Source organism: Mobilicoccus sp. (genome assembly GCF_032060985.1).
Classification (GTDB): domain Bacteria; phylum Actinomycetota; class Actinomycetes; order Actinomycetales; family Dermatophilaceae; genus Mobilicoccus.
Window position 1 is genome coordinate 224,792 of sequence record NZ_DAMBGD010000002.1, and the last position, 18,343, is coordinate 243,134.

Below are 18,343 nucleotides of genomic sequence, written 5' to 3' on the forward strand. Positions count from 1 at the left end.
GACCGCCATGCGGCGGTGGGGGCGGCGTCGTCGTGGGTGGGGTGCGGCCGATCAGCCCTCGACGGTGGGGAGCTCGCGCTTGAGGATCTTGCCGGTCGCGCCCTTGGGCAGGCCCTCGACGAACCTGATGACGCGGGGGTACTTGTAGCCGGCGAGACGGTCCTTGCAGAACGCGCGGAGTTCGTCGGCGGCCTCGTCACCGGCGCTGAGCTCGGACTCGGGACGCAGCGCGACGAACGCCGCGATCTCCTCGCCGTAGTGCTCGTGCGGGACGCCGACGACGGCGGCCTCCATCACGGCGGGGTGTTCGTAGAGCACCTCCTCGACCTCGCGCGGGTACACGTTGTAGCCGCCGCGGATGATCATGTCCTTCGCACGGTCGACGATGAAGTAGTACCCGTCCTCGTCGCGGCGGGCGAGGTCGCCGGAGCGGAACCACCCGTCGGCGTCGATGGCCTCGGCGGTGGCGTCGGGGCGGTTCCAGTAGCCACGCATGATCCCCTCGCCGCGGATGACGATCTCGCCGATCTCGTCGCTGCCTTCTTCGATGTCGCGGCCGGTGGCGTCGCGCAGTCCCATCTCCACGCCACGGATCGGGGTGCCGATGGAGCCGGGCTTGCGGTCGCGGTCGGGGTGGTTGAACGAGACGACGGGGGAGGTCTCGGAGAGGCCGTAGCCCTCGAGGATCATCGCGTCGAACGTGGACTCGAAGGCACGGAGCACCTCGACGGGGAGCGACGCGCCACCGGAGACGCACACCCGCAGCGAGGACAGGTCGGGTACGGGCTCGCCGCGGCCCTCGAGCGCGCGGGCGGTCTGCAGCATCGCCGCGTACATCGTGGGGACGCCCTCGAAGACCGTCGCCCTGTCGCGCTCGATGACGCGCAGGGCCTCCTCGGCGGAGAACCGGGGCACGAGGGTGAGCGTGACGCCGGAGACGATCGCCGCGTTCATCGCCGAGGTCATGCCGAAGACGTGGAACAAGGGCAGGCAGCCGACGATCGTGTCGTCGGGGTTCAGGTGCACGAGGGTGTCGACGACGGTGGCGGCGTTGGAGCGCAGGTTGCGATGCCGCAGCTCGGCGCCCTTGGGGCGACCGGTCGTGCCGGAGGTGTAGAGGATCACCGCGGCGTCCTCGTCGTCCCGGGGCGTGACCTCGGTGAGCGGCTCGGCCGAGAGGATGCGCTCCATGAGTTCCTGTGGGGAGAGGCACGTGGCGCCGGCCTGGCGTGCGCCCTCCTCCGCCTCCGGGGTCATGCCGATGATGAGGCGGGCTCCGGAGTCGGTGAGGTAGTACTCGATCTCGCGGGGCCGGAACATCGGGTTCATGGGGACCACGACGGCCCCGGCCTTGAGGATCGCGTAGTACGCGACGACGAAGGCGCGGATGTTCGGGAGACTGAGGACGACGGTGTCGCCCGGGGCGATGCCCTCGGACCGAAGCCAACCGGCACCGAGTGCGGTGAGCCGGTCGAGGTCGGCGTAGGTGAGTTCGTCCTCGCCCTCACGCACGGCGACATGGTCGGGACGGCGGCGGGCGGACTCGGTGAGGAAATCGGCGAGGTTGGCCATGTGTGGCTCCTAGGGCGTCGTTGCACTCGGGCTGTACTGAAGAGTAGTTCCGAGAGTGCCCTGGTGGGAGCCCCTGACCGACTCGCGGACCTCCCCGCTCCGGACGGTGCGGGGCGGGCGTGCGCAAAAGACCCGACACGTGGGCAGGATCACGGTCGGGGCGGGCGAGGGCGTGGACGGTGACGTGATCCACCCCACGCATGGCCGGGATCACGGTGGGGCAGAGTACGGCCATGGATGAACAACGTGATCTGGATGTCATCGTCTTCGGTGCGACGGGCTTCGTGGGACGGCTCATCGCCGCCCACCTCGCACGGCATGCGCCCGCGGAGGTGCGGATCGGGCTCGCCGGCCGGTCCGAGGAGCGCCTGGTGGACGCTCGCCGCGAGCTCCCCGCCCGGGCGGCCGACTGGCCACTCGTCGTCGCCGACTCCTCCGACCCCTCCTCGCTCAGCGCGCTCGCCGGGCGGGCACGGGTCGTCCTCACGACCGTCGGCCCGTATGCCCGCCACGGTCTTCCGCTCGTGGGCGCCTGCGCCGAGGCCGGGACCGATTACGTCGACCTCACGGGTGAGACCCTCTTCGTCCGTGCCTCGGCCGATCAGTTCCACGAGATCGCGGGGCGAGCGGGCGCCCGCATCGTCCACTCCTGCGGATTCGACTCCGTGCCCTCCGACCTCGCGACACTGCTCACGGCGACGGCGGCCCGCGAGGACGGGGAGGGCGAACTCGCCACGACCACCCTGCACGTGCGCAAGATGCGCGGTGGCTTCAGCGGCGGCACGCTCGACTCGATGCGCGGCCAGGTCGACGAGGTGAAGGGCGACCGCGACAAGGTGCGCGTCGTCCTCGATCCCTACGGTCTGAGTCCTGCTCGCGACGCCGAGCCCGAGGCCCGCGGCCGCACCGGCCAGGTCGTGCTCGCCCGCAGCGGCGACACCCGCTCCTGGACGGCGCCCTTCTTCATGGGCGCCTACAACGGGCAGATCGTCCGCCGCAGCAACGCGCTGCAGAACTGGGCCTACGGCCGCGGGTTCCGGTACGGGGAGGTCGTCGACACCGGCCGCTCCCGCACCGCCCCACTCATGGCGCTCGCGATGGCGTCGATGATGCCCGCCCTCTCGACGGCCTTCGCCACGCCCGGGCTGCGGCGGCTCACCGACCGCGTGCTGCCCTCACCCGGCGAAGGGCCCTCGGAGAAGACCCGGCAGAAGGGCGAATTCGTCATGGAGACCCACGCGGCGACGACGTCGGGCGCCCACTACGTGACGACGGTCTCGGCACCCTTCGACCCTGGCTACGACGGCACGGCGATCATGATCGGCGAGGCCGCGCTCGCGCTCGTCCTCGACCGCGACCGCCTGCCCGAGCACGCCGGCGTCCTCACCCCCGCGACCGGAATCGGTCACGTCCTCGCCGACCGTCTCCGCGCCCAGGGCTTCACGATCGAGACCCGCAAGCGCTGAGCCGTCGGGCCTCGCCCCGACCCCGAGTGGCCGGGCTCGACGTCGCGGCCCGGGCGACGTCGCAGCCGAGGATGCCCTAGGGCGGTCGCCATGACGACCCCCTCACGGCATCCTCGCCTGCGACCCCGCGTGCCCGGTGGGGCGCCAGGACGGAGGCCGCGGCTGTGGAGGCGTCGCAGCCGGAGTCGGCGGCGTCGAGGTGCGGGTCCGGCGATCGTCGGGCGCGTCGCTCCCGCGGGCCGTTCGGTGAGGAGCCGGTTCAGCGCTTACGGTTCGACGCATGACTTCGCATCAGGTGGTGGCCGTCATGGGGCGGGGCGTGCTGGAGGCCGCCGAGCCGGTGGCGAGCGGTGACGACGTCGGACTCACCCGGGGTGACGGGTGCTTCGACGCGACCCTCGTCGCCTGGGACGGGGAGGGGTGGCTCGTCCACGACCTCGACGACCACCTCGCGCGCCTGCGGCGCTCGGCGACCGCCCTGGAGATCGAGGCACCGGACGACGAGGCATGGATCGAGCTCATCGGCGACGCGCTCGAGCGATGGACCGGCGGTAACGTCGCGCTCAAGCTCGTCCTCACCCGCGGCGAGGAGCATCGTGGCGAGGGGCCGCTCGCCTTCCTCAGCCTCACGGCACTCGACGAGAAGACCGTCGCCCAGCGCGAGGGCATCCGGGTCGTGACGCTCCCGCGCGGCTACCCCAGCGACGCGTTCGCCGCGGCGCCGTGGCTCCTCGGCGGGGTGAAGACGCTGTCGTATGCGGTGAACACGTCAGCCCGCCGCGAGGCCGCACGGCGGGGCGCGGAGGATGCGCTCTTCGTCTCCGCGGACGGGTACGCCCTCGAGGGGCCGACCTCGGCCGTGTTGTGGCTGCGCGGAGGCACCCTCGCGACGACGCCCGTGGGGGCGACGGGCATCCTCGACTCGATCAGCCGCCGGACGATCTGGGCGGCCGACCTGCCGTGGTCCCTCGCCGAGGAGCTCGTGACGATCCCCGAGCTGCTCGCCTGCGAGGGTGTGTGGTTCGTGTCCTCGGTGCGCGGGCTCGCGCCCGTCGTCGAACTCGACGGACACGCGCTCACGCCGCCCGCGGACGCGACCGCCCTGCTACGGGCGGCCATCGGCTTCTGAGCCCGGATGCCCGCTGCCGGCGCCTCAGCGACCCAGGAGCGTGGCGGTGCCGTTGCCGAGGGCCACGAGGAGCAGGAGGACGCCGAACGCGCGGCTCAGGATCTCGGGCTCGGCGCGTCGCGAGGCGCGGGTCCCGAGGAGGCCCCCGACCATCGACGCCCCGGCGAAGAGCAGGGGGATCGGCCAGTCGACGTGGGCGATCGTGTCCCACCGCGCCCCGAGGGCCGCGCCCGCGGACAGCATCATGACGAGCAACGACGTCCCTGAGGCCGTTCGCATCCCGATGCCGAGGACGAGCGTGAGCGCGGGGACGACGGCGAATCCGCCTCCGACGCCGAAGAACCCGGTGAGCAGGCCCGCCGCCGTCGCCGCGCCGGCCACCGCTGCGAACGAGGCGTGGTGCACCGCGGTCGAGGCGGCGGGGTCGGCGGCGCTCTGCGGGGGGTCGGCGACGTCGACGGTGCCGTGGTGGCGCAGCATCGCGATCCCGACCCCGACGAGAAGGACGGTGAACGCCGCCATGAGCACCGTCGGGTCGACGCGTACCGAGAGCCGGGAGCCGACGACCGACCCGAGGATGCTGAGGACTCCGAACACGAGCCCGTCGCGCCAGCGCACGTCGTGGGCACGGGCGCGGGCCGGCAGCGCGGTGAGCGCGGTGAGGATGACGAGGACGAGGGAGCCCGTCGCCGCGTCGTGCGGCTCCTGCCCGAGCAGGTGCACGAGCACCGGCACCGCGAGGATCCCGCCTCCGGCGCCGAGGGCCCCGACGACGATGCCGACGGCCACGCCGATGACGACGGGCAGGACGAGGCTCACAGCGTCATCGTGCCAAGGATGACGACGGGATCGCAGCCGGACGGTCGTGATGGCGACCGGATCGCCGCACCCCCGGATGCGTCGTCGGCTACCTCCTCGCCTGCGCCCGATGAGGTGCGGGGGACCCGCCTGTCCCGTGGCGGCCCGGGCCCCTGCCGGCACCGTGGGAGGGGCAGGCGTGGCAGGAAGACACCCGTGCCCGCGGCGCCGGGGGCGTCGCGGGCACGGGGGACGTCGTCACGACGTCGACAGGGGGAACCCACCTCGGGGGACGAGCACGGCGCCGCACATCACGGGGGCGCGTGCGGAACGGTCAGAGCCTGACGAGCATCTTGCCGGTGTTGGCGCCACGGAGCAGGTCGATGAACGCCTGCGGGGCGTTCTCGAGGCCCTCGCGGATGGTCTCGTCGAACTGCACCGAACCGTCGGCGAGCCAGCCACCCATCTTGTCGGCGTACTCGCCCATCTTGTCGGCGTAGGGGCCGACGAGGAACCCCTGGATGCGGAGCTGCTTGCCGATCGCGAGGGCGAGGTTGCGCGGGGCGGCGGGAGGCTCGGTCTCGTTGTACTGGGCGATCGCGCCGCACATCGCGATGCGTCCACCGGGGTTGAGCACGGTGATCGCGGCCTCGAGGTGGTCGGCGCCGACGTTGTCGAAGTACACGTCGATGCCGTCGGGCGCGGCCTCGCGAAGCTGGTCGACGACACGGCCGTCGTGATAGTCGAACGCGGCGTCGAAGCCGAGCTCCTTGAGGCGGGCGACCTTCTCGGGCGAGCCGGCGCTCCCGATGACACGGGACGCGCCGAGCGCCTTGGCGATCTGGCCGACCATCGAGCCCACGGCCCCGGCGGCGCCGGAGACGAACACGACGTCGCCCTCGTGGAAGTCGGCCGCGTAGACGAGCCCGGCGTAGGCGGTGAGACCCGTCATGCCGAGCGCACCGAGGTAGGTCGATTCGCCGATCTGGCCGGCGTCGACGACACGGACGGAGCCGGCGTCGAGGACGGCGTACTCACGCCAGCCGAGCCCGTGGAGCACGGTGGCGCCCACCGGCACCGAGTCCGCCGAGGAGGCGACGACCTCGCCGATCGCGCCACCGTCGAGGGGCTTGCCGATGGCGAACGGCGGCACGTAGGACTTGACGTCGTTCATCCGGCCCCGCATGTAGGGGTCGACGGACATGTAGTGGTTCTTCACGAGCACCTGGCCGTCGGCGAGCGCCGGCAGGTCGACCTCGACGAGGTCGAAGTTCTCCGGCGTCGGCCACCCCTCGGGGCGGGAGGCGAGGTGGATCTCGCGGGTCGTGGTGGGGATGTCGTTCGTCATGTGGGGTCTTCCAGAGAGAGGGTGAGTCGGGTGGCGAGGAGACGGAGGGTGTCCGCCTCGTCGGGGGTGAGGCGCACGCGGCAGGCGACCTCGCGCTGGGCCTCGAGGACGGGTCCGGCCTTGGCCACGCCTGCGGGGGTGAGCCACACCTCCACGCGACGTTCGTCGGTCGAGCAACGACGCCGCTCGAGGAGCCCCATCCCCTCCATGCGCTTGAGCAGGGGGGAGAGGGTGCTGTTGTCGAGACGGAGTCGTTCGCCCAGCTCACCCATCCCCATGCCGTCGCGCTCCCACAGGGCGAGGAGCGTGACGAACTGGGGGTAGGTGAGGCCGATCCTCGCCAGGTGGTCGCGGTAGGCGTTGACCGTGGCGCGGCTCGCGGCGTAGAGCGCGAAGCAGAGCTGGTCGTCCAGGCGGGGCGCGTCGGCCGGGGACATGTCAGGCCTTGGGGCTCCGCGTGGGGGACACCCGCACGAGGCGACGGTTGGCGAACTCCTCGATGCCGTAGGCGCCGAGCTCGCGGCCGAAACCGGAGCGCTTGACGCCGCCGAAGGGGAGGCCGGCCAGGGTGGTGCCGTGCTCGTTGACGTAGGCCATGCCGACGTCGAGACGGCGCGCGGTGGCCTCGGCGAGGTCGAGGTCGTCGGTCCACACCGAGCCCGACAGGCCGAAGGAGGAGGAGTTCGCGAGTTCCACGGCCTCGTCGACGTCCTTGACCTTGTGGACGACCGCGACCGGGCCGAAGAGCTCTTCGGCGAAGGCACGCATCTCGGGGGTGACGTCGGTGAGCACGGTGGGGGCGAAGAACGCGCCCGCACGGTCGAGGCGGGTGCCGCCGGTGCGCACCGCGACCCCCTTCTCGCGAGCGTCGTCGACGAGTTCGGCGAGGGTGTCGACGGCCTCGCCGGAGGACAACGGGCCCATCGCCGTGGACTCCTCGCTCGGGTCGCCGACGGCGGTGGCCTCGACGTTCTTCACGAGGTTCTCGACGAAGGCGTCGTAGTGCTCCTCGAGGACGATCATGCGCTTCGGGGAGTTGCACGCCTGGCCGGCGTTGGAGAGTCGGGCCCGGGCCGCGACCTTGGCGACGCGCTCCATGTCGCCGCCGAGGACGATCATCGCGTCGGAGCCGCCGAGCTCGAGGACGGACTTCTTGAGGTGCTCGCCCGCGCCCTTGGCGACCGCGGCGCCCGCGGCCTCGCTGCCGGTGAGGGACACGCCCTGCACGCGGTCGTCGGCGATGACGTCCTGGATCTGGTCGCGGTCGATGAGCACGGTGCGGTAGGCCGCGCCGGGCAGGCCCGACTCACGAAGGATGTCCTCGACGAGGGTCGCGGAGGCCGCGCAGATGCCCGCGGGCTTGAGCAGCATGGTGTTGCCGAGCAGCAGGTTGGGCGCGATGAACCGCACCAGCTGGTAGTAGGGGAAGTTCCACGGCATGACGCCGAGGAGGACTCCCAGGGGTTCCTTCTCGACGAAGGTGCGCTGGGCGCCGAGGGCGGGGAGCTCGTCGAGGGCCAGCAGTTCGCCCGCGTGCTCGGCGTACCAGCGCAGGATCGAGGCCGAGAGCTGCACCTCACCGACACCCTGGGCGAGCGGCTTGCCCATCTCACGGGCGATGAGCGCGGCCATCTCGTCGGCACGCTCCTCGAAGGTGTCGGCGGCGCGCGCAAGCACCGCCGCCCGGGTCTCGAGCGGCTCCCGTCGCCACGTGGCGTACGCCTCGTGGGCGCCTGCGATGATCTCCTGCAGCTGCTCGTCGGTGGTGGGGTCGAAGGTCTGTTCCACCTCGCCGGTGGCGGGGTTCTCAAGGCGATACGAGGCCATGTCGTGCTCCTTCGGGTCGATACGGGGGAATGCCGGGAGGGTTCAGACGCGGGCGAGCGTCGGGTAGTCGGTGTACCCGTGGGCGCCGCCGCCGTAGAAGGTCGACGAGTCGGGCTCGTTGAGCTCGGCGCCCGTCTCCCACCGTTCCACGAGGTCGGGGTTCGCGAGCAGCGGGCGTCCCACGGCGACCGCGTCGGCGAGCCCGGCGGAGAGGATCTCCTGCGCCGACTCACGCGTCGTGACCTCCTGGAACCCGGAGTTGAGGATCACCGTACCGCCGAAGCGGCGGCGCAGGTCCTGGGTGAGTTCGCCCGCCGGGTCGGCGAGGATGCTGAGGTAGGCGAGGCCGAGCGGCGCGATGGCGTCGACGAGCGTCTCGTACGTCTCGCGGGTGGCCTGCGGGTCCTTCTCGAGGACGTCCTGCACGTTGTGCGCGGGCGAGATCCGCACGCCGACACGGTCGGCGCCGATCGCCTCGGCGACCGCGGTGACGACCTCGATCGTCAGCCTGGCGCGGGCCGCGGGCGAGCCGCCGTAGGCGTCGGTGCGCTCGTTGCTCGACGGGGCGAGGAACTGGTGCAGCAGGTATCCGTTGGCCGAGTGGATCTCGACGCCGTCGAGTCCGGCCTCGACCGCGTTCTTCGCGGCGTGGACGAATTCCTCGACGATTCCGGGGATCTCGTCGGTCTCCAGGGCCCGCGGGGTGACGTAGGGCTGCGTGCCGTTCGCGGTGACGACCTTGCCCGACAGGGCGATCGCCGACGGGGCGACGGTCTCGAGGCCATCCTTGTTGTCCGGGTGGGCCACGCGCCCGGCGTGCATGAGCTGGACGAAGATGTGGCCGCCGCGCTCGTGGACGGCCTCGGCGACGCCGCGCCATCCCTCGACCTGGGACGCCGAGTGCACGCCCGGGGTGTCGAGGTAGCCCTGGCCGACGGCGCTGGGCTGGCTGCCCTCGCTGATGATGAGCCCGGCGCTCGCACGCTGCGCGTAGTAGGTCGCGTTGAGTTCGGTGGGGGCGTGGTCCCCGGGCGTGCGGTTGCGCGTCAGGGGGGCCATGACGACACGGTTGGGCAGGTCCATGCGACCGATGCGGATCGGGTCGGACAGGGTGGACATGGTGCGCTCCTCGGTTGCTGACGAGTGTTCGTCCGTTCGCAACCGTGTCGTGCACGACAGTATTTCCCGTTCGATGGAGAAATCTTCGCGAGGGCGTCTCGGCAGGCTCAGGGTGTGCTGCATGCCACACGACGGCAGGGGGGCGGCCCTGCGGGGCGACGCTCCGCCACGACGTCCGAGAGGAGGGTCATGGTCACCTCCGTGGCCGAGGCGGCGGCTAGGCTGACCGGGTGACTGAGATCGAGATCGGCCGAGGTAAGCGGGGACGCCGCGCCTACTCCTTCGACGACATCGCCATCGTGCCCAGCAGGCGCACGCGCGATCCCGAGGAGGTCTCGATCAGCTGGCAGATCGACGCGTACCAGTTCGATCTCCCGTTCCTCGCCGCGCCGATGGACTCCGTGATGTCGCCGGACACGGCGATCTCGTTCGGCCGTCTCGGCGGACTCGGGGTGCTCGACCTCGAGGGCCTGTGGACGCGGTACGAGGATCCGACCACGCAGCTCGCCGAGATCGCCTCGCTCGACGCGACCGCGGTCACCGGCCGTATGCAGGAGCTATACGCCGAGCCGATCAAGCCCGAGCTCATCACCGCCCGGCTCACCCAGATGCGCGAGGCCGGGGTCACGGTCGCCGGTGCGCTCTCGCCGCAGCGCACCCAGGAGCACTGGCGCACGGTGGTCGACGCGGGCGTCGACCTGTTCGTCATCCGCGGCACGACGGTCTCGGCGGAGCACGTGAGCAGCCACGTCGAACCCCTCAACCTCAAGCGCTTCATCTACGAGCTCGACGTCCCGGTCATCGTCGGCGGCGCCGGCACCTACACCGCGGCCCTGCACCTCATGCGCACCGGCGCGGCGGGCGTCCTCGTCGGATTCGGTGGCGGCGCGGCCCACACGACCCGCCAGACCCTCGGGATCCAGACCCCGATGGCCACCGCGATCGCCGACGTGGCCGCGGCCCGTCGCGACTACCTTGACGAGTCCGGCGGCCGGTACGTCCACGTCATCGCGGACGGCGGCATGGGCCGCTCCGGCGACGTCGTCAAGGCGATCGCCTGCGGATCCGACGCGGTGATGATCGGCGCGGCCCTCGCCCGCGCGGTCGAGGCGCCCGGTCGCGGCTTCCACTGGGGTCCGGAGGCCCACCACCCAGAACTCCCGCGCGGGGAGCGCGTGCAGGTCGGGGCGCTCGCCCCCCTCGAGGAGATCCTTCACGGCCCCGGCCGTTCGGCCGACGGCATGACGAACTTCGTCGGGGCCCTGCGTCGGGCGATGGCGACGACCGGGTACTCCGAGCTCAAGGAGTTCCAGCGTGTCGAGGTCGTCGTGTCTCCCTACTCCCCGGGCTGATCCATCACGTCCCGTGACACAGGCCGCCCTTCCCGTCGCCGGGCAGGGCGGCCTGCGCGTGTCGAGGCGACGCGCCATGCACCCAGACCCACCGGTGGCAGCCGCCGGGCCCTGCGCCGAGGCGCGACGGGGGGCACGGGCGGCACGGGCGGGGCACGCACCGGGGCAAGGCACGGACGCCGACCGCGGTGGCGCGGACGGTGTGGCGTCGAGTTCGTGTCGACTCGCCGGACGTCGGCATGCGCGGGGAGGTCTCGGCGGGGACGGCTCCAGGCCGGACGTCGCGACGGCGACCTCGAGGCGGGGACGGACCGGGCGGCCGTCAGGGTGGTGGCCTAGCCTGGAGGCGTGATCCGGACGGCGTTGAGACCCAAATGGCTAGCCCTGCTGGGGCTGGTGGTCCTCGTCGTCGTCGGGTTCGGGTGGCTCGGGCTGTGGCAGCTCGACGTCGCTCAGCACACCTCGCAGCGCGAGGCCGCCGAGAAGATCGAACAGACGCCGGAGGCGCCGATCGACGAGGTCATGCCGCCGCAGACGTCGATCACCGGACACCACGTCGGCCGGGCCGTGCGCGCCACGGGGCGCTACGACGAGACCCACCAGGTGCTCGTCGTCGAGCGCCGTCTCGGTGACCGGGTCGGGTCGTGGGTCCTCACTCCGATGATCGTCGACTCCAGCGGTGCGCGGCTGGCCGTCGTGCGGGGATTCGTCGACGAGGGCGCCCCGCCGCCCCCGGCGCCCACCGGCACGGTCACGGTCCACGGCGCCCTGCAGCCGCAGGAGGGTCCGCCCGAGAAGCCGACGCGGCCGGAGCCGGGACGCGTGCAGACGGTCGACCTCGCGAGCGGGATCAACGCGTGGGGCGGCGACATCTACAACGCCTTCATGTTCGCCGAGGACGAGGTGCCGGCCGCGACCGGGGCGTCAGCGCAGCTCACGCGGGTGCCGCCCCCGCCGGTGCGCACCGAGGGCGTCAACTGGCGCAACGCCGCCTACGCGGTGCAGTGGTGGATCTTCGCCGGCTTCGTCGTCTACATCTGGTGGCGGGCCGTGCGGGACGAGCACGAGCTCCGCGCCGCGGCCGCCCTGGCCGCCGGTCCCGGCCCCGGCGGGGACCCCGACGGCGACTCGGGGCCCGGCGCCGGGCACGACGCCACGAGGGACGCCACCCTCGACCGCGACTCCGGCGCCGAGGGCGACGTGCACCGTGACGTTGCGGCGGCCTCCGCGACCGGCACCACCGGCTCGACCGACACGACCACGACCCCCTCAGGAGGAAGCACCCGATGACCGTCACCCCGCCCCGCGGATTCGACCCGGCCAAGACCGCCAAGGCGCTCACGCCGTTCAAGATCATGGCGTTCGTCGTCGGTGTGGGGCTTCTCGTGCTCGTGGCCGAGATGTGGATGGCCTACGGCATGGGGATGAGCAAGGAGGAGAACCCGCTCGGGTGGTGGCCCGGGCCGCACGGGTTCATCTACATGATCTACCTCGCGGCCACGGCCAACCTCGGCTTCGCGGCGCGATGGAGCCTGCCGAAGATGGTCGGCGTCATGCTCGCCGGATGCGTGCCGTTCCTGTCGTTCTACGTGGAGCGTCGCGTCGCCAAGCAGGTCGAGGCTCACCTCGGGGCAGCGGGTGGGGAGCAGACGCCGACCGGGGTGAACGTCGTCCACTGACGAGGTCGCCTGCGCATCGGTCTCGACCTCGACGTGCAGGTGAGGGAGCGTGCGGCGGGTTGCTCGGGGCCGTCGGTCGGTCCGGCTGGGTAGCGCCCGGAAAGGGTTGTCGGAGCGCGCCGGTAGCCTGTGTTCGTTCCCCACGAACGCCTCGAAAGGCTACCGCATGCCTGCCACGCACGAGTTCGCCCTCACGACGTTCGAGGGCGGATCCGCACTGTCGCCGTTCCGTGCCCGCGCCCTCCGCGCGCGGCTGCGCGCCGTGTCTTCGCGCATCGGGGCCGTGGACGCCCGGTTCGTGCACTGGGTGGCCTCGGAGGAGGCGCTGGACGCGGCGACGGAGCAGGTGCTCGGGGCGATCCTCACCTACGGTGAGCCGTACGACGGTCCCCAGCCGGGGAACGTCTCGGCGACGGAGCACGCGGCGGGCGTCGTCGAACGCGTCGTCGTCGCGCCGCGGCTCGGCACGATCTCGCCGTGGGCGTCCAAGGCGACCGACATCGTCCACAACTGCGGCATCGACATCCGCCGTGTGGAGCGGGTGACCGAGTACGCGATCACCGTGGAGGCGGGGCCGGGCGGCGGTCTCGACGCGGACGAACGGCGTGCCGTCGCGGCCGCGTTGCACGACCGCATGACCGAGACGACCTTCGACGCCCGCGAGGCCGGGGCGCAGCTCTTCGCCGAACGACACCCCGAGCCCATGGCCCACGTCGACGTGCTCGGGCGGGGTGAGGCGGCGCTCGTCGAGGCGAACCGCGACTTCGGTCTCGCGCTGTCGGAGGACGAGATCACCTACCTCGTCGAGGCGTTCAGCGGGTTGCGGCGCAACCCCACCGACGTCGAGCTCATGATGTTCGCGCAGGCCAACTCCGAACACTGCCGTCACAAGATCTTCAACGCGGACTTCGTCGTCGACGGCGCACCGCAGGCCCGGTCGCTGTTCGGCATGATCCGCCACACCGAGCAGGTCGCGGGCGGCCCCGAGAACGGCACCGTCGTCGCCTACAAGGACAACGCGTCGATCATGACGGGCGGCGCGATCACGGCCTTCGCCCCCGAGGGCGCCGGCGGCGGTCCGGGCCGGTACGTCGGGCGGACGCAGGACGTCCACGTGCTCATGAAGGTCGAGACCCACAACCACCCCACCGCGATCTCCCCGTTCCCCGGCGCCGCGACGGGTGCCGGTGGTGAGATCCGCGACGAAGGTGCCACGGGGCGCGGCTCGGCGCCCAAGGCCGGGCTCACGGGGTTCGTCGTGTCCGACCTGCATCTGTCCGAGGAGAACGAGCCGTGGGAGGCGCCGCGCGAGCACTTCCCCGGTCACATCGCGAGCCCGCTCGACATCATGATCGAGGGGCCCATCGGGGCGGCGGCGTTCAACAACGAGTTCGGGCGCCCGGGCCTCGGCGGGTTCTTCCGTGTCTACGAACAGGTCGTCGACGGGGTGCACCGCGGCTACCACAAGCCGATCATGAGCGCGGGTGGGCTCGGCTCCATCGCCGCGGACGCCACCGAGAAGATCGCCTTCGGTGCCGGCACCCTCCTCGTGCAGCTCGGCGGACCGGGCATGCGCATCGGCATGGGGGGTGGCGCGGCCTCCTCGATGGCGGCGGGGGTCAACGCCGCCGATCTCGACTTCGACTCCGTGCAGCGCGGCAACCCCGAGATCGAACGGCGCGCGCAGGAGGTCATCAACCACTGCCGCAGTCTCGGTGAGGACAACCCGATCCTCGCGATCCACGACGTCGGCGCCGGTGGTCTCTCCAACGCCTTCCCCGAGCTCGTCGACGACGCGGGGATGGGCGCCCGGTTCGACCTCACGGCGGTGCCGCTCGAGGAGTCCGGTCTCGCGCCCAAGGAGATCTGGTGCAACGAGTCGCAGGAGCGGTACGTGCTCGCGATCGCGCCGGAGTCCCTGCCGCGGTTCGCCGACCTCGCTCGCCGCGAGCGGTGCCCCTACGCCGTCGTCGGGGTGGCGCGCGCCGACGGGCAGCTCGTCCTCGCCCCCGGCGACGACGACTCGACCGACGCGAGCGCCGACCTGCCCATCGACATGCCGATGGAGGTGCTGCTCGGCAAGCCTCCGCGCATGACCCGTGACGTCGCCCGCGTCGAGCGGTCGACGCCCGACCTCGATCTCGTCGGTCTGGAGGGCGAGGCGCTGCGCGAGGCGGCCTACGCCGTCCTGCGGCACCCGAGCGTCGCGAGCAAGCGGTTCCTCGTGACGATCGGCGACCGCACCGTCGGTGGCCTTACCCATCGTGACCAGATGGTCGGTCCGTACCAGGTGCCCGTCGCCGACGTCGCAGTCACGCTCTCGGATCACAGCGGCTTCGCGGGTCAGGCGATGAGCAGTGGCGAGCGCACCCCGCTGGCCTCGGTCGATGCCCCGGCCTCGGGACGCATGGCGGTCGCCGAGGCGCTCACCAACCTCCTCGCCGCGCCCGTGCGGCTGCGCGAGGTCAAGCTCTCGTGCAACTGGATGGCCGCGTGCGGTGAGCCCGGCGAGGACGCCGCGCTCTACGACACGGTCGAGGCGGTCGCGATGGAGCTCTGCCCGGCACTCGGCATCTCGGTCCCCGTGGGCAAGGACTCGCTGTCGATGCGCACCCGGTGGGCGGACGACGCCGGCGAGCCACGTCAGGTCATCTCGCCGGTCTCGCTCGTCGTGTCCGCGTTCGCCTCGCTCCCGGATGTGCGGGGGACGCTCACCCCTGTCGTGTCCGCGGGTGAGGAGCTCGTGCTCGTCGATCTGGGGGCCGGCGCCGACCGTCTCGGCGGATCGATCCTCGCGCAGGTGCAGGGGGAGTTCGGCGGCCGGGTGCCCGATCTCGACGACCCGCAGCGGCTCGTCGGTCTCGCCGACGCCCTCGCCGCGCTGCGGGAGCAGGGTCTCGTCACGGCCTACCACGACCGCTCCGACGGCGGACTGTGGACGACCCTCGCCGAGATGGCGTTCGCCGGGGGTGTCGGCGTCGAGGCCGAGGTCGAGTCGCTTGCGGCGCTCTTCACCGAGGAGCTCGGTGTCGTCCTCGGGGTCACCGATGCCGACGCCGCGCTGGCCGTCCTCACCGAACACGGGCTCGGCGACCTCGCCCGGCGTGTCGGGTGCACGACGCCGGAGCGTCGTCTCGTCGTCCACGCCGAGGGGGAGGAACTGCTTGCGGAGTCCGTCCGCGACCTCGCGCAGGCGTGGGACGAGGTCTCCTGGCGTATCAGCGCCCGGCGTGACAACCCCGAGTGCGCCGATGAGGAGCACGCCGCCGTCGGGGGCGACGACCCCGGTCTGCGGCTGTCCCCGACGTTCGACCCCACCCAGGACATCGCGGCCCCTTACCTGTCCCTCGGGGCGCGTCCCAAGGTCGCGGTGCTCCGGGAGCAGGGGGTCAACTCGCACGTGGAGACGGCCTTCGCGTTCGACGCGGCGGGTTTCGAGGCGATCGACGTCCACATGACCGACCTCCAGCAGGGCCGGTTCGACCTCTCCGACGCCGCGGGTCTCGTCGCCTGCGGCGGGTTCTCCTACGGCGACACGCTCGGCGCGGGCGAGGGCTGGGCGCGCTCGGTGATGTTCAACGCCGGTCTGCGTGAGGCCTTCACGGCGTTCTTCGCGCGCGAGGACACGTTCGGGCTCGGCATCTGCAACGGGTGTCAGATGTTCGCGGCCCTCGCCGAGATCATCCCCGGCGCCGACGCGTGGCCCCGCTTCACCCGCAACCGCAGCGAACAGTACGAGGCGCGCCTGTCGACGATCGAGGTGCTGGACTCCCCGTCGATCTTCTTCTCCGGCATGGCGGGGTCGCTCATCCCCATCGCCGTGGCGCATGGTGAGGGGTTCGCGAACTTCTCGGCCCGGGGCGACGCCGCGCAGGTTCTCGGGGCGGCGCGGTACGTCGACGGGCATGGCACGCCCACCGAGACGTATCCGTTCAACCCCAACGGCTCGCCCGGCGGTCTCACGGCGGTGACGACGCCCGACGGCCGGTTCACTGCGATGATGCCGCACCCCGAGCGAGTGCAGCGCAACGTCCAGATGTCGTGGACGTCGGCCCCCGTCGGGCAGGAGAGCCCCTGGATGCGCATGTTCCGCAACGCCCGCGTCTGGGTCGGCTGAGCCGCGCCACCCACCTCGAGCCGGAGGCTCATCCTGGGACCTGACGGTATGGGCTCCAGTGTGAACGCCGGCTTCCGGTGTGAGGTGTGGCGGCGGCGGTCGAGTCCTGGTCTGCCGGGTCGCGACCGGGCGTCGTCGCCGACGACGCCACGACTAGAGTGGGCGGGTCGTGACTCCGCCCCGCACGAGGAGACCCCGTGACCGATTCCCCTGCCGAGGGCCTGCACGAGAACCCGGTTCTCGTCGTCGACTACGGCGCGCAGTACGCCCAGCTCATCGCGCGTCGCGTGCGTGAGGCCAAGGTCTACAGCGAGGTCGTCCCTCACTCGATGAGCGCCGACGAGATGCTCGCTCGCAAGCCTGGCGCGATCATCCTCTCCGGCGGCCCGTCGTCGGTGTACGCCGACGAGGCACCGGGCCTCGACCCCGCGCTTCTCGACGCGGGCATCCCGGTCTTCGGCATGTGTTACGGGTTCCAGGCGATGGTGCAGGCGCTCGGGGGCACCGTCGCGCGTACGGGGCTCGGCGAGTACGGGTCGACCCAGGCGCAGATTCTCGGCGCGGAGTCCACCCTGTTCCGCGGGCAGCCGACGACGCAGTCGGTGTGGATGAGTCACGGCGACTCGGTCACCGTTCCCCCCGAGGGGGTGCAGGTCACCGCCCAGACCGCGGGGGCCCCGGTGGCGGCGTTCGAGGACGACGAGCGGCGGCTGTACGGCGTGCAGTGGCACCCCGAGGTCATGCACAGCACGTTCGGGCAACGCGTGCTCACGAACTTCCTCCAGCAGGGGGCGCGGCTCGCGGGTGAGTGGACGCCGTCGAGCATCGTCGCCGAGCAGGTCGCGAAGATCCGCGAGCAGGTCGGCGACGAGCGGGTCATCTGCGGGTTGTCGGGGGGTGTGGACTCCTCGGTGGCCGCGGCGCTCGTGCAGAAGGCCGTGGGCGACCAGCTCACCTGTGTGTTCGTGGACCACGGATTGCTCCGCGCCGGGGAGGCCGAGCAGGTGGAGAAGGACTTCGTCGAGGCGACGGGCGTCGACCTCGTCGTCGTCGACGCCGAGAAGCAGTTCCTCGACGCGCTCGACGGCGTGAGCGACCCCGAGACCAAGCGCAAGATCATCGGGCGGGAGTTCATCCGCGCGTTCGAGCAGGCGGCGCGCGACGTCGTCGCGGGGACCGCCGGGTCGAAGAACGATCCGGCGGACGCCGAGCAGCACCCGGTCAAGCACCTCGTGCAGGGCACGTTGTACCCCGACGTCGTCGAGTCCGGCGGCGGGTCGGGCACCGCGAACATCAAGAGCCACCACAACGTCGGCGGTCTGCCGGAGGACCTGCAGTTCACGCTGGTCGAGCCGCTGCGGGACCTGTTCAAGGACGAGGTCCGCCAGGTCGGTCTCGAACTCGGGGTGCCGGAGGCCATCGTGTGGCGGCAGCCGTTCCCGGGCCCGGGCCTCGGTATCCGCATCATCGGTGAGGTGACCAAGGAGCGTCTCGAGACGCTCCGTGCCGCCGACGCCATCGCGCGGGAGGAACTGACCGAGGCCGGCCTCGATCGCGACATCTGGCAGTGCCCGGTCGTCCTTCTCGCGGATGTCCGTTCGGTGGGCGTCCAGGGCGACGGTCGCACCTACGGCCACCCGATCGTCCTGCGCCCGGTGTCGAGTGAGGACGCGATGACGGCCGACTGGTCCCGCGTGCCGTACGACGTGCTGTCGAAGATCAGCACGCGCATCACGAACGAGGTCCGTGAGGTGAACAGGGTGGTGTTGGACGTGACGTCCAAGCCACCCGGCACCATCGAGTGGGAGTGAGCCACGAGTGGCGCCGCGACCATTCGCGCGTCGGTGGGCCGGGAGTGGTTCACTCCCGTGACCGTGAACGCGAGTGGGAGTGAGCCACGAGTGGCGCCGCGACCATTCGCGCGTCGGTGGGCCGG

Annotated in this window: 13 protein-coding genes; 7 read left to right on the top strand and 6 right to left on the bottom strand. The window is 71.9% G+C overall.

The window, feature by feature from the left end:
• Positions 1-51: 51 nt before the first annotated feature.
• Entirely contained in the window at positions 52-1,572 is a 1,521-nt protein-coding gene (locus tag RT054_RS02755) for a long-chain fatty acid--CoA ligase (protein WP_313022076.1), read from the bottom strand.
• A gap of 233 nt (positions 1,573-1,805) precedes the next feature.
• Here RT054_RS02755 and RT054_RS02760 point away from each other — a divergent pair, with 233 nt between their 5' ends.
• Together RT054_RS02760 and RT054_RS02765 are read left to right on the top strand one after the other, a co-directional pair.
• A complete protein-coding gene (locus RT054_RS02760; protein ID WP_313022077.1) occupies positions 1,806-3,038 on the top strand; it encodes a saccharopine dehydrogenase NADP-binding domain-containing protein in 1,233 nt (410 codons plus the stop codon).
• Between the two features lie 280 nt (positions 3,039-3,318).
• Positions 3,319-4,167 (top strand): aminotransferase class IV, encoded by an 849-nt coding sequence (locus RT054_RS02765; RefSeq protein WP_312719011.1) that lies wholly within the window; start codon positions 3,319-3,321, stop codon positions 4,165-4,167.
• A 24-nt stretch (positions 4,168-4,191) separates the two neighbouring features.
• Here the strand turns inward: RT054_RS02765 and RT054_RS02770 are convergent, their stop codons facing one another.
• The 5 genes from RT054_RS02770 to RT054_RS02790 form a co-directional block, all read right to left on the bottom strand.
• Positions 4,192-4,986: a sulfite exporter TauE/SafE family protein gene (locus tag RT054_RS02770; protein WP_313022078.1), complete on the bottom strand. Its 795-nt coding sequence runs from the start codon at positions 4,984-4,986 to the stop codon at positions 4,192-4,194.
• 313 nt (positions 4,987-5,299) lie between these two features.
• A complete protein-coding gene (locus RT054_RS02775; RefSeq protein ID WP_313022079.1) occupies positions 5,300-6,313 on the bottom strand; it encodes an NADP-dependent oxidoreductase in 1,014 nt (337 codons plus the stop codon).
• A complete protein-coding gene (locus RT054_RS02780; RefSeq protein WP_313022080.1) occupies positions 6,310-6,750 on the bottom strand; it encodes a MarR family transcriptional regulator in 441 nt (146 codons plus the stop codon). The genes RT054_RS02775 and RT054_RS02780 overlap by 4 nt, the downstream gene beginning before the upstream one ends.
• A gap of 1 nt (position 6,751) precedes the next feature.
• Positions 6,752-8,140, bottom strand: coding sequence for an NAD-dependent succinate-semialdehyde dehydrogenase (locus RT054_RS02785; RefSeq protein ID WP_313022081.1), 1,389 nt, complete (start codon positions 8,138-8,140; stop codon positions 6,752-6,754).
• A gap of 42 nt (positions 8,141-8,182) precedes the next feature.
• Entirely contained in the window at positions 8,183-9,259 is a 1,077-nt protein-coding gene (locus RT054_RS02790; protein WP_313022082.1) for an alkene reductase, read from the bottom strand.
• Positions 9,260-9,489: 230 nt separating this feature from the next.
• On the opposite strand from RT054_RS02790, the gene RT054_RS02795 reads away from it, so the two are divergent.
• From RT054_RS02795 to guaA, 5 genes are all read left to right on the top strand, one after another.
• On the top strand, positions 9,490-10,611 hold the full coding sequence (locus RT054_RS02795; RefSeq protein ID WP_313022083.1) for a GuaB3 family IMP dehydrogenase-related protein: 1,122 nt from the start codon (positions 9,490-9,492) through the stop codon (positions 10,609-10,611).
• Between the two features lie 348 nt (positions 10,612-10,959).
• On the top strand, positions 10,960-11,901 hold the full coding sequence (locus RT054_RS02800; RefSeq protein WP_313022084.1) for an SURF1 family protein: 942 nt from the start codon (positions 10,960-10,962) through the stop codon (positions 11,899-11,901).
• Positions 11,898-12,290: a DUF3817 domain-containing protein gene (locus RT054_RS02805; RefSeq protein ID WP_313022085.1), complete on the top strand. Its 393-nt coding sequence runs from the start codon at positions 11,898-11,900 to the stop codon at positions 12,288-12,290. The genes RT054_RS02800 and RT054_RS02805 overlap by 4 nt, the downstream gene beginning before the upstream one ends.
• 166 nt (positions 12,291-12,456) lie before the next feature.
• Entirely contained in the window at positions 12,457-16,407 is a 3,951-nt protein-coding gene (purL, locus tag RT054_RS02810) for a phosphoribosylformylglycinamidine synthase (RefSeq protein WP_313022086.1), read from the top strand.
• 197 nt (positions 16,408-16,604) lie between these two features.
• A complete protein-coding gene (gene guaA / locus RT054_RS02815; protein WP_313022087.1) occupies positions 16,605-18,218 on the top strand; it encodes a glutamine-hydrolyzing GMP synthase in 1,614 nt (537 codons plus the stop codon).
• Positions 18,219-18,343 lie beyond the last annotated feature (125 nt).

Excerpts from the sequence above, each read along its gene's own strand:
- RT054_RS02755 (WP_313022076.1), bottom strand. The coding sequence starts at position 1,572 with ATGGCCAACCTCGCCGATTTCCTCACCGAGTCCGCCCGCCGCCGTCCC.
- RT054_RS02805 (WP_313022085.1), top strand. The coding sequence starts at position 11,898 with ATGACCGTCACCCCGCCCCGCGGATTCGACCCGGCCAAGACCGCCAAG.
- RT054_RS02765 (WP_312719011.1), top strand. The coding sequence starts at position 3,319 with ATGACTTCGCATCAGGTGGTGGCCGTCATGGGGCGGGGCGTGCTGGAG.
- RT054_RS02760 (WP_313022077.1), top strand. The coding sequence starts at position 1,806 with ATGGATGAACAACGTGATCTGGATGTCATCGTCTTCGGTGCGACGGGC.
- purL (WP_313022086.1), top strand. The coding sequence starts at position 12,457 with ATGCCTGCCACGCACGAGTTCGCCCTCACGACGTTCGAGGGCGGATCC.
- RT054_RS02785 (WP_313022081.1), bottom strand. The coding sequence starts at position 8,140 with ATGGCCTCGTATCGCCTTGAGAACCCCGCCACCGGCGAGGTGGAACAG.
- RT054_RS02790 (WP_313022082.1), bottom strand. The coding sequence starts at position 9,259 with ATGTCCACCCTGTCCGACCCGATCCGCATCGGTCGCATGGACCTGCCC.
- RT054_RS02780 (WP_313022080.1), bottom strand. The coding sequence starts at position 6,750 with ATGTCCCCGGCCGACGCGCCCCGCCTGGACGACCAGCTCTGCTTCGCG.
- RT054_RS02775 (WP_313022079.1), bottom strand. The coding sequence starts at position 6,313 with ATGACGAACGACATCCCCACCACGACCCGCGAGATCCACCTCGCCTCC.